Source organism: Microbacterium sp. C23T (assembly GCF_053345975.1).
This window is the reverse complement of record NZ_JBKFBD010000059.1, coordinates 1-8,637: the sequence shown is the minus strand read 5'-3', so window position 1 is coordinate 8,637 and position 8,637 is coordinate 1. Positions and strand designations below refer to the sequence as shown.

General features: G+C 70.8%; 10 protein-coding genes. 5 read left to right on the top strand and 5 right to left on the bottom strand.

What is annotated here, in order from left to right:
- The first annotated feature begins 266 nt into the window (after positions 1-266).
- From ACLBXX_RS20505 to ACLBXX_RS20490, 4 genes are all read left to right on the top strand, one after another.
- Positions 267-557 (top strand): hypothetical protein, encoded by a 291-nt coding sequence (locus tag ACLBXX_RS20505; protein WP_447659526.1) that lies wholly within the window; start codon positions 267-269, stop codon positions 555-557.
- Positions 558-594: 37 nt separating this feature from the next.
- Positions 595-1,434: a DNA-formamidopyrimidine glycosylase family protein gene (locus ACLBXX_RS20500; RefSeq protein ID WP_447659525.1), complete on the top strand. Its 840-nt coding sequence runs from the start codon at positions 595-597 to the stop codon at positions 1,432-1,434.
- Between the two features lie 61 nt (positions 1,435-1,495).
- Entirely contained in the window at positions 1,496-1,618 is a 123-nt protein-coding gene (locus ACLBXX_RS20495) for a hypothetical protein (protein ID WP_268776123.1), read from the top strand.
- 32 nt (positions 1,619-1,650) lie between these two features.
- On the top strand, positions 1,651-2,154 hold the full coding sequence (locus ACLBXX_RS20490) for a hypothetical protein (RefSeq protein ID WP_387146056.1): 504 nt from the start codon (positions 1,651-1,653) through the stop codon (positions 2,152-2,154).
- Here ACLBXX_RS20490 and ACLBXX_RS20485 read toward each other — a convergent pair.
- The 3 genes from ACLBXX_RS20485 to ACLBXX_RS20475 form a co-directional block, all read right to left on the bottom strand.
- On the bottom strand, positions 2,141-2,743 hold the full coding sequence (locus tag ACLBXX_RS20485) for a carboxymuconolactone decarboxylase family protein (RefSeq protein WP_447659524.1): 603 nt from the start codon (positions 2,741-2,743) through the stop codon (positions 2,141-2,143). The genes ACLBXX_RS20490 and ACLBXX_RS20485 overlap by 14 nt on opposite strands.
- A 91-nt stretch (positions 2,744-2,834) precedes the next feature.
- Positions 2,835-4,364, bottom strand: coding sequence for an MDR family MFS transporter (locus ACLBXX_RS20480; protein WP_387146062.1), 1,530 nt, complete (start codon positions 4,362-4,364; stop codon positions 2,835-2,837).
- A 133-nt stretch (positions 4,365-4,497) separates the two neighbouring features.
- Positions 4,498-4,707: a hypothetical protein gene (locus tag ACLBXX_RS20475; RefSeq protein WP_387146065.1), complete on the bottom strand. Its 210-nt coding sequence runs from the start codon at positions 4,705-4,707 to the stop codon at positions 4,498-4,500.
- Between the two features lie 47 nt (positions 4,708-4,754).
- On the opposite strand from ACLBXX_RS20475, the gene ACLBXX_RS20470 reads away from it, so the two are divergent.
- Positions 4,755-6,767 (top strand): ABC transporter ATP-binding protein, encoded by a 2,013-nt coding sequence (locus ACLBXX_RS20470; protein WP_447659527.1) that lies wholly within the window; start codon positions 4,755-4,757, stop codon positions 6,765-6,767.
- Positions 6,768-6,794: 27 nt separating this feature from the next.
- Here ACLBXX_RS20470 and ACLBXX_RS20465 read toward each other — a convergent pair whose 3' ends face one another.
- Both ACLBXX_RS20465 and ACLBXX_RS20460 read right to left on the bottom strand, forming a co-directional pair.
- Positions 6,795-7,748: a glycosyltransferase family 2 protein gene (locus tag ACLBXX_RS20465; protein ID WP_447659523.1), complete on the bottom strand. Its 954-nt coding sequence runs from the start codon at positions 7,746-7,748 to the stop codon at positions 6,795-6,797.
- Between the two features lie 43 nt (positions 7,749-7,791).
- The coding region (locus ACLBXX_RS20460) for a cysteine desulfurase family protein (protein WP_447659522.1) at positions 7,792-8,637 on the bottom strand (846 nt) is incomplete at its 5' end.

The window sequence follows — 8,637 nt, the reverse complement described above, 5'->3', positions numbered from 1 at the left end:
TTAGCGTGGGACACGAAGGCCTCCTGGTTCGTGAAGCGGTTTCTAGACAGCTCCACTTCACAACCGGAGGCCTTCACCTATCAGCAGCTCAACCGCGATTCACAAAACAACGTCCCTGGACATCACACCTAGGGGACTCCGTCCTCAGGGGCAGCGTGCAGCATCCCGTTGATGACGGCGCCGGTAGCCGCCGTGTGCGGGCGCATGCCGGAACGGGGATGTCAAGCCCCTTCGCCGGTGTGGCGGCGGTGAGCAGGCTCGCTGGCATGGAACATGACGATATCCACCAACTGGTTCTGACGCCGCTCGCCGATCGCGCGTGGCGGCTGTGCGACCGCGGGGTGGCACGGAGCGAGGTGGCCAGCGTGGTCGCGTACGTCGAGCAGCTGGACTCGGGTGCGTACGAGGCGGTGTGGGTGTCGGTCGGTCTCGGATCGGCCAGGTTCTCCTCTTTGGAGGGCCTCTTCCAGGCGGCGATCCGCATGCTCCAGCAGTCGCGCAGCCTCGGCGCGCTCAAGCCAGCACCGATTCCGCACCGCCCGCCCGCGCGCGCCTGAGCGCGTCAGTGTCGGGGCTCGGTGGCAGGATGGGGCCATGCCTGAGTCGCCGGAGGTCGAGGCTCTCGCGCGGTTCCTCGCTGACGAGGGGTCCGGGCGAGAGATCCGCGGAGTCGATGTGCTCGAGTTCCGCACGGTCAAGACGCGTGCCACGCCCCCGGCGAGCATCATCGGACGCACGATCACCGGCGCCCGCCGCCACGGCAAGCATGTGGAACTCGTCCTCGACGAGGCGAGCCTCGTCGTCTCGCTGGGGCGCCATGGATGGATGCGGTGGCTCGATGCCGCGCCCGACGACGAACCCGCCCCGCTCTCGGTGGACGCGCCGCCGGCCCTGGCGAGCTTCGAGCTGGCGGGCGACCGCAGACTGGAGGTGACGGATGCCGGCAGCTGGGTGTCGCTCGGACTGTTCGTCGTCGGCGCCGCCGGTGAGGTTCCCGCGATCGCGAAGCTCGGGCCCGATCCCGCGGATGCAGCCTTCACGCGCGACCAGTTCGACAGCGCGCTGGGCGGTCGCCGCAAGCAGATCAAGGCCATCCTGCAGGAGCAGGAATCGCTCGCCGGCATCGGCAACGCCTACTCCGACGAGATCCTGCACCTCGCCAAGGTGTCGCCCGTGACCCACGCGGCTGCGCTCGACGACGGCTCGGCGGACCGGCTGTTCGACGCGACACTGACGACCGTGCGCGGTGCGATCGATGCCCGGCTCGGCCTTCCCATCGACCAGCTCAAGGCGTACAAGGTGGCGGCGATGCGCGTGCACGGCCGCACGGGCGAAGCCTGCCCGGTGTGCGGCGACACCATTCGCGATCTGACGTTCTCCGGCACGTCGGCGCAGTACTGCCCGACGTGCCAGAACGGGGGAGTGCCGCTCTGAGTCGGAGCCCTCAGCGACGCGGGCGGCCGACGTCGCTGTTCCCGTGGGTAGCATGGTCGCTATGACGACTTCGCAGCAGCCCGCCCCGATCACCCTCGCACCCGTCGCCGACGAGAAGAACCTCCTCACGGTGGTCGAGTCCGCAGGTTCGTGCTGCGGTGGCGGCAGCTGCAGCATCGACTGACCCGCCTCCGTCCACTTCACGAGGCGCCGGCGATGACCGACGAACAGCTTCACATCACCCCGCGGGTCGGCCGCATCCTCATGTCGGAGGAGGCGATCTACGGACTGATCCTCGTGTCGGGCATGATCGTCGTCTCGGCGAAGGGCACCTCATGGGAGGCGCTCGTGACCGTCGCGGTCACCGTCATCGTGTTCTTCGCCGCCCACGTGTTCGCCGGCACTCTGGGCCGCCTGGCCGCCACCGACGGTCATGCCGGACTCCGGGCCAGCCTGCGCGCGTCCGCTCGTCAATCGGGCGGCATGCTCCTCGCGTCCGTTCCGCCGCTGCTCATCCTGCTGCTCGGCGCGACGCGCGTCATCGAAGACTCCACCGCGCTCTGGGTGGCGCTCATCGCCAACACCGTCATGCTCGGCGCACTGGGCTGGATCGCCGTCGCGCGCTGGAGCACGCACTGGCTTCCACGCATCCTGAGCGCGCTCATCACCGCCGCTTTCGGCGGAGTGCTCATCCTCTTGAAGGCCGTCATCCACCACTGACGTCGCCGCGTGCGGCCTGCGCCGGCGCGAGCAGGGCGGCGACCAGTGCGGGGCTGAGACCCGGCACGTCGTCGACGGGCACCGCCAGGGCCAGCAGCGCCCGGCTGAAGTAGTTCCGCACGGCGGCGGCGAGCGTGATGTCGACGATCTGCCGATCGGTGAACCCGAGATCGCGGAGGCGCTGGGTGTCGGCGTCGGTCATGGTCGCGGCATCCGTCGAGAGCTTCTCGGCGTACGCGACCACCGCCATGCCGGTCTCGTCGAGGCCGGCGTCCGCGCCCTCGCGTGCAAGCCGGGCGAGTTCGTCCTCGTCGAGGAGACCTGCGCGCAGGCTCTTTCGGCCGTGCGCGAGGAGGCAGTGGTCCGACCCGATCGCGCGGGCGGCGCCGAGGGTGGCGAGTTCGTAGTTGCGCAGGCCGATCGACGGCACGATGCTCCGGATGAGCGTCTCGAAGGCCGCATGGGCCTCGGGATTGATCGCCATCGCGCGCGTATGCCCGAAGACGAACCCGTCGCTGCGGAGGTCGCCGTCGTACATCTCGGCGACGTGGCCGGTGGCGCCGTCGAGGTCCGGAGTGCTCACGATCATGGTGCTGCCTTCCCGTCGGGTTTCGGGCGCATCCAGAATCGCGGATGCCCCACCCCTTGTCGAGGGGCGGGGCATCCGGGTGATACCTCGGTCAGTGACCGGCGGGCGCGCCCATCGGTGCGTCGGCCGGCTTGCGGATGAGGAACGCGCCGACCAGCAGCGGCAGCGACAGGAACGCGGCCGTGAGGAACGCGGCGTGCGTGCCGGCGGCTCCGGCGGCGACGGTGTCGGCACCCGACGACGTCGCGGCCGACGATGCCGCCGCCATGACGCCGAACATCAGAGCGATGCCCGCGGCGCCGGCGACCTGCTGGGCGGTGCCGACGACAGCGGAGCCGTAGGAGTAGAACTTCGGCTGGAGCGAGCCGAGCGACGCCGTGAAGAGCGGCGTGAACGACAGCGCCAGGCCGAACGACAGGATCGTCTGCGCCACGGCGATCAGCCATACGGGCGTCTCGGCGCCGAAGGTCGTGTAGAACCACAGCATCGCGCTCGTGATCACCGCGCCGGGAACCAGGAGCACGGTCGTGCCCCAGCGGTCGTAGATGCGGCCGATGACGGGGCCTGCGAGGCCCATCGCGAGAGCGCCGGGGAGCACGACGAGACCTGTGGTGAGCGGGTCGACGCCGACGACGTCCTGCAGGTAGAGCGGCACCACGGTGATCGCGCCGAAGAACGCCATCGACATGATCGACATCTGCGCGATCGACAGCGAGAAGTTCGCGCTGCGGAACACGCGCAGGTCGAGCAGCGCGTCATCCTTGCGCTGGAGCACGACCTGGCGCCAGCCGAAGAGGCCGAGCGCGACGACGCCGACAGCCAGGGACACGATCAGGGTCGTGGTCGAGGCGGCGCTCGCGGCCGCGGCATCCGCTCCGCTGCCGTGTCCGCCGGCGCCCAGCTGGCTGAGGCCGAAGACCAGGCCGCCGAAGCCGAGGGCCGAGAGGATGACCGACAGCACGTCGATCGGCGCGCGCGTGGTCTCGCCGAGGTTGTGGATCCAGCGCGCGCCGACGACGAGCGCCACGATCGCGATCGGCAGCACGATGCCGAAGATCCAGCGCCACTCGAAGTTGTTGAGGATCGCACCCGCGAGGGTCGGCCCGATCGCCGGGGCCAGCGACATCACGATGCTGACGCGCCCCATCATGCGGCCGCGGATGGCGGCGGGCACGACGGTCATGAGCGTCGTCATCAGCAGCGGCATCATGATCGCGGTGCCGGACGCCTGCACGACGCGTGCGGCGAGCAGCATCGGGAAGCCGGGCGACAGGAAGGCGATGAGCGTTCCCAGCGAGAACAGGCCCATCGCCGCGATGAACATCGCCCGCGTCGTGAAGCGGCGCAGCAGGAAGCCGGTGATCGGGATGACGACCGCCATCGTCAACATGAACGCGGTCGTCAGCCACTGCGCGGACAGCGCGGTGATGCCGAGGTCGGTGATGAGGTGCGGGATCGCCACGCCCATCGTCGTCTCGTTGAGGATCGCGACGAAGGCGGCCGCGAGCAGCAGCCAGATGACGCGGCTCTCTTCGGGGCGCAGCTTGGGCGCCGCACCCGCGGCGCTACTCGGAACAGCGGGGAGGCTGCCGGTTCCGGGGGTCGTTTCGATGGCGGCCATAGGTCGTCTCCTCGAGGCTCGGATGGACAGCGATGTGCCACCCGAGGATGGCAAGCCTTCAAGATAACCACAGGTTCCGACATCCCATTCCGCATTTCGGGACGGGATGCCGGAGATCAGGCGGCCCGAGGGGTCAGCTGTCGGATCGCTCGGGCTCCGCGTCGTCCCACTTCTCGGAGCCGATCGCGTCGGTCGGCTCGGCCTCGGGCTCGCGCTCTTCGAGGTTCTTCGGGAGGGGGTTCACGATCTCCTCGTGCGGGATGGCCTGGAGGGCGTCGATCTCTTCGCGGAGCTCCGCGAGGTCGCTGCCGTCGTGTGCGGGGAGGTCGGGCGTCGAGGTCATGCCACGAGCCTAGCGTCGGCGGCGCTGGTTAGGCTGGCCACGTGAGCATGCGCGGCGGTGGGGGCGGGGGCGGACACCCCGGCTTCCGCCCGGTCGACACCGAGGCCCAGCGGCGCGCGAACGCCGAAGCGCCCCAGATCCCGAATCTCGGGCGGCGGGTGGTCGCCCTCTTCCGGCCGTACAAGTGGTCGATCGTCATCACCGGAATCCTGGTGGTGGTCGGCGCCGGCATCGCGGTCATCCCGCCGCTGCTCGTGCAGCGGGTGTTCGACGACGCGCTGTTCCCCGTCGACGGCTCGCCCCCCGACCTCTCGCTGCTGTGGAAGCTCGTGCTCGCGATGATCGCGCTCTTCCTGCTGTCCGCCGCGGTCGGCGTGGTGCAGACGTGGCTCACCTCCACCGTCGGCAACCGGGTCACCGGCGACCTCCGGGTGAAGCTGTTCGATCACCTGCAGTCGATGGAGTTGGGCTTCTTCACGCGCACGAAGACCGGCGTCATCCAATCGCGCTTGCAGAACGACGTCGGCGGCGTCTCGGGTGTGCTCACGAACACCGTGACGAGCATCCTCGGCAACACCGTCACGGTCGTCGCCTCGCTCGTCGCGATGATCCTCATCGACTGGCGGCTCACGATCATCGCCGTCGTGCTCATGCCGTTCCTCATCCTGGTGCAGCGCCGCGTCGGCCAGGTGCGGGCGCGCATCGCGGGCGAGACGCAGGAGTCGCTGTCGGAGCTGACCGCCATCACACAGGAGACCCTGAGCGTCTCGGGCATCCTGCTCTCCAAGTCGTTCAACCGCCAGCGCACCGAGTCGACGCGCTACGCCGACGAGAACGTCAACCAGGTGCGGCTGCAGGTGCGGCGCGCGATGAGCGGCCAGGGCTTCTTCGCCGTGGTCCAGGTCATCATGGCGAGCGTCCCCGCCATCATCTACCTCGTCTCGGGCTACCTCATCGGCGGCGGCACCGACGCCATCACGGCGGGCACGATCGTCGCGTTCACCACGGTGCAGGCGCGACTCCTCATGCCCCTCATGGGGCTCATGCGCGTCTCGCTCGACCTGCAGACCTCGTCGGCGCTGTTCGCCCGCATCTTCGAGTACCTCGACCTCGTGCCGGCCATCCGCGAGGCCCCCGACGCCATCGCCGTCGCCGACGCCCCCGGCCCCCTTGGGCGCATCGAGTTCCGCGACGTGGAGTTCCGCTATCCGGATGCCGCGTCCGACGCCCGCGCGACGCTGCAGGGCGTGTCGTTCACGGCCGAGCCCGGTCAGCACGTCGCGTTCGTCGGGCCCTCGGGCGCGGGCAAGACGACCGTTCTGTATCTGACGCCGCGGCTGTACGAGGCATCCGGCGGGTCCGTCCTCTTCGCGGGTGAGGACGTGCGGCGCCTCACGCAGGAGTCGATCATCGACAACGTGGGCATCGTGTCGCAGGAGACGTACCTGTTCCACGCCACGATCCGCGAGAACCTGCGGTACGCGAAGCCGGATGCGACGGATGCCGAGGTCGAGGCCGCGTGCCGTGCCGCGAACATCCATCACGTGATCGAGCGTTTCGAGAAGGGCTACGACACCGTCGTCGGCGAACGCGGCTATCGGCTCTCGGGCGGGGAGAAGCAGCGAATCGCGATCGCGAGGGTGCTCCTGAAGGACCCGCCCGTACTGCTCCTCGACGAGGCGACGTCGGCCCTCGACACCGTGTCGGAGCGGGTCGTCCAGGAGGCGCTGGATGCGGCGGCGCGGGGCCGCACGACGCTGTCGATCGCGCACCGCCTGTCCACGGTGATCGCGGCCGATGTCATCCACGTCGTCGAGGCCGGGCGCATCGTCGAGTCCGGCACGCACGCCTCGCTGCTCGCGGAGGGCGGGCTGTATGCCGAACTCGCGGCTCAGCAGCTCGCGACGACGCGGATCCTCGAGGCGGAGGACGCCGAGGCGCCCGCCGACCACCCCGAGCGGCGAGCCGACAGCCCGCCCGACGCTCCCGTCCTCACCTCGGAAGAGGTGATGGCCGCCGGTCGCGGCAGCGTCGGCGACCCGGAGTGGCGCGAGGACTGAGCTCCCGCACGGCAGGCGGTGGCGTCGTCACCAGAGCCGCGCGGCGGCCAGCGCCGTCGCGGCAGGCTCCGACAGCACGACCCCGTCCGCGCGCGACCACAGCGTCCGTGCGAACGCGCCGAGCTCCCGCCGGTAGGTGTCGTCGGCGTGATCGCGGGCGAGGTCGACGAGGGGCGGCAGATCCATCGCGAGGATGAGACGGACACGGGATGCCGCGGCCCGCGGCTGGCCCGCCGCATCCAGCACCGCAATGCCACCCGCGAGCGCCTCGAGGTAGTCGCGGAGCACGGGGAGCTCGCCCTTGTGCTGGGTGATCGAGGACCCGTCGGCGCGCTCGCGCCACTCCACGACGACGTCGGGGATGACGTCGAACGCGCGGGCGCGCGTGTACATCTGCTGCGCGACGATCTGGTCTTCGTAGGCCTTGCCCTCGGGGAAGCGCAGACCGGTGCGCCGCCACAGATCGGTGCGGCTCACCTTCGACCACGCGACGATGTTGCCGGATGCCTCGGGGTGCTGGTCGAGGGTGACGCCGACGCGTGCGGGATCCGTCGCAGCCGCGACCCAGGGCTGCACGCTGCCGGCCTCGTACCCGCCGGCGCTGTCGGGGCGCAGGCGCACATACGCGCCGAGCGCGAAGTCGCTGCCGCTGTCGGCCACCGTGCCGACGAGCCGTTCGAGCGCGGTCGGGGTGAGGCGGTCGTCGGCGTCGAGGAACCCCAGGAACGGGGTGCGGACGAGGTCGAGCGCGGAGTTGCGCGCGGCACCGAGCCCGCTCTGCGCATCGTGGTGCACGACCTGGAACCGCTCGTCCGCCGCGGCGGCGGCGTCGAACAGCCGCCCGGTGGCGTCGGTGGATGCGTCGTCGACGAGGATCGCGACCCAGTCTTCGCGTGTCTGCGCGCGCAGGGAGTCGAGCGCCTCGGCGGCATAGAGAGCCACGTCGTAGCCCGGGACGATGACGGTCACGGCGGGGGTCACGTCCCGATCCTACGGGCGCTCCGGAGGGCCGGGCTCCGCCGTGTCAGTGCGGTGAACCGTTGACGGCGGCGACGGATGCCTCGACCGCTCCGGCGACGGCGTCCAGCGGCGCGTTCAGCCAGCGCGGGAAGGTGAACCGCACCGCGGTCTGCGCCACCTCCGGGGCGATGCCCATCGCCAGCAGCACGTGCGAGGGCTCGTCGCTCCCCGCCGCGCACGCCGAGCCGCTCGACGAGACCACGCCGCGGCGCTCCAGCTCGAGCAGCACGGCCTCGCCGCTCGTCCCGGCGAACGTGAAGCTCGCGGTGCCGGCGAGGCGGTGCACCGGGTCGCCCGTGAGACGGGCGGACGGGATCCGCTCGAGCACGCGAGCGATGAAGCGGTCGCGGATGGCCGACACGCGAGCGGACGCCTCGACCCGTTCCGCTTCGGCGAGCTCCAGCGCGGTCGCGAAGCCGACGGCGCCGGCGACGTCCTCGGTGCCGCTGCGACGGCCGCGCTCCTGACCGCCGCCGTGCATGAGGGGCTCCAACGGGATCCTCCCGCGGACGCCCAGCACCCCCGTGCCCTTGGGCGCACCCAGCTTGTGCCCGGCGAGCGAGATCGCGTCATACCCGAGCTCGTCGGCCGACAGCGTCAGCCAGCCCGCCGCCTGGACGCCGTCCAGGTGCAGCGGGACGCGCCGCTCGCGGGCGACGGCCGCCAGGGACGCGGCATCCTGGATCGTCCCGACCTCGTTGTTCGCGTACCCGATGCTCACCAGCACCGTGTCGTCACGGAGGCTCTCTGCGACAGCATCCGTCGACACGCGCGCGTGCTCGTCGACGGGCACGCGCGTCGCCTCGGGCCCGCGCCCCCCGCCGGGGGAAGCCGCCGGCCCCGGGACCGC